At 52.9% G+C, this 1326-nt stretch carries 1 rRNA gene; it reads left to right on the top strand.

The features are described from left to right. Positions 1-1326, top strand: a 23S ribosomal RNA gene (locus tag BCL93_RS17035); the annotation flags it as partial.

Below are 1326 nucleotides of genomic sequence, written 5' to 3'. Positions count from 1 at the left end.
GACCCGGACATTTCTGAATGGGGAAACCCACCCAACGTAAGTTGGGTATCCCACACTGAATACATAGGTGTTGGGAGGCGAACCAGGGGAACTGAAACATCTAAGTACCCTGAGGAAAAGAAATCAACCGAGATTCCCCAAGTAGCGGCGAGCGAACGGGGACCAGCCCTTAAGCACCATGACTGATAGACGAAGTGGTTGGGAAACCACGCGATACAGGGTGATAGCCCCGTAGTCGAAATCTGATTGGTGTGAAATCGAGTAGGTCGGGGCACGAGAAACCTTGACTGAAGACGGGGGGACCATCCTCCAAGGCTAAATACTCCTGACTGACCGATAGTGAACCAGTACCGTGAGGGAAAGGCGAAAAGAACCCCGGAGAGGGGAGTGAAATAGATCCTGAAACCGTATGCGTACAAGCAGTGGGAGCCGACTTGTTCGGTGACCGCGTACCTTTTGTATAATGGGTCAGCGACTTATTTTCAGTGGCGAGCTTAACCGTATAGGGGAGGCGTAGAGAAATCGAGTCTTAACTGGGCGACCAGTCGCTGGAAATAGACCCGAAACCGGGCGATCTATCCATGAGCAGGTTGAAGATTGAGTAACATCAATTGGAGGACCGAACCAGGATCTGTTGAAAAAGATTTGGATGACTTGTGGATCGGAGTGAAAGGCTAATCAAGCCCGGAGATAGCTGGTTCTCCTCGAAAGCTATTTAGGTAGCGCCTCACGTATCACCGCCGGGGGTAGAGCACTGTTTCGGCTAGGGGGTCATCCCGACTTACCAACCCGAGGCAAACTCCGAATACCGGTGAGTGCAGCGTGGGAGACACACAGCGGGTGCTAACGTCCGTTGTGAAAAGGGAAACAACCCAGACCGTCAGCTAAGGTCCCAAAATCCTGATTAAGTGGGAAACGATGTGGGAAGGCTCAGACAGCTAGGAGGTTGGCTTAGAAGCAGCCATCCTTTAAAGAAAGCGTAATAGCTCACTAGTCGAGTCGGCCTGCGCGGAAGATGTAACGGGGCTAAATCAGGTACCGAAGCTACGGGTTCGCCGAATGGCGAGCGGTAGAGGAGCGTCGTGTAAGCCGATGAAGGTGTGTTGAGAAGCATGCTGGAGGTATCACGAGTGCGAATGCTGACATGAGTAACGACAAGGGGAGTGAAAAACTCCCCCGCCGGAAGACCAAGGGTTTCTGTTCGACGCTAATCGGAGCAGAGTGAGTCGGCCCCTAAGGCGAGGCCGAAAGGCGTAGTCGATGGGAAACGGGTCAATATTCCCGTACTTCACAGTATTGCGATGGGGGGACGAAGAAGGCTAGGTG

The sequence above is a fragment of the Onishia taeanensis genome, from assembly GCF_003268885.1.
Classification (GTDB): Bacteria; Pseudomonadota; Gammaproteobacteria; order Pseudomonadales; family Halomonadaceae; genus Onishia; species Onishia taeanensis_A.
The sequence above is the reverse complement of the archived record's forward strand: the minus strand, read 5'-3'. Positions and strand labels throughout refer to the sequence as shown.